The sequence below is a fragment of the Psychroserpens damuponensis genome (assembly GCF_000826655.1).
GTDB lineage: Bacteria > Bacteroidota > Bacteroidia > Flavobacteriales > Flavobacteriaceae > Psychroserpens > Psychroserpens damuponensis.
This window is the reverse complement of the sequence record NZ_JXJO01000035.1, coordinates 1-891: the sequence shown is the minus strand read 5'-3', so window position 1 is coordinate 891 and position 891 is coordinate 1. Positions and strand designations below refer to the sequence as shown.

At 29.7% G+C, this 891-nt stretch carries 1 protein-coding gene; it reads right to left on the bottom strand.

The features are described from left to right. Positions 1–142: 142 nt before the first annotated feature. On the bottom strand, positions 143–891 hold a 749-nt coding region (locus tag TD29_RS16990), incomplete at its 5' end, for a hypothetical protein (RefSeq protein WP_206539805.1).

Genomic DNA, 891 nt, shown 5'->3' with positions numbered 1-891 from the left:
AACGTGCTTGTGTATGATTTCGTTGCGTGTTTAAGCACTAAAGTTAGCAAATAAATCACAGATAGAAAGTCCGCGAGGACTTTCGCAAGTAAGCCTTTACTAGCAATGAATTATACACGGTGTTGTGCTTAGTTATTTTTTCCTATAAAATTTCCTTCAGAGATAATTGTAACGTATAAAATAATAAATTATCATTCACTCTAGCTTCAGGATGACAATAATTAATTACTGTTAAATCTTCACTTATTTTGCAATATTGAACTCCATATGTTGTTTCATCCCATTTATTCAAACCAGTAATAATTTTATTGTTAAAGATCATCGAACCAGTTCCGCAACAGAAAATTATTTTCGGATTATATATATCTATTTGTTCTTTAATATAGTCTTTGTCTTCAGAGCAATATTTTTCAACTGTTTTAGTGATAGCAGTATGACTTCCAGTTTCTTTTTTTACATTTAATAATGCTATATCTGCAATATGTGTTTTTATAAAGCTAACGCTTCTTTTTTTATTTAAAACACTCCACTTTTCTATTTTAGATTGATTTTTAAGTCCATATTGCCAAAGAGCAATATTCTTAAACGTTTGTTTTCTTGCTCCATCTTTAATAAAAGTCCTTAAATCCCATTTAGTATCTTTTATTCCATTTACTTCTTTCAAAATGTACAAAACTCTATACTTCGAGTTAATGAATAGATTCGGATTTGCTACTCCATCTGTTATTAATTTGTTTCTTTTTATCCGCCATTTCTGAAATAACAAATCTTCTTTAGCTGTAATATCGTTCATTTTTTTAATTAAGCACAACGGTCTTGTGTATGGATTGTTGCGAATTTGTGTCCGATGATTTTCCGTAGGAAAATCAGAAGAACGCAAAAGCGCAACAA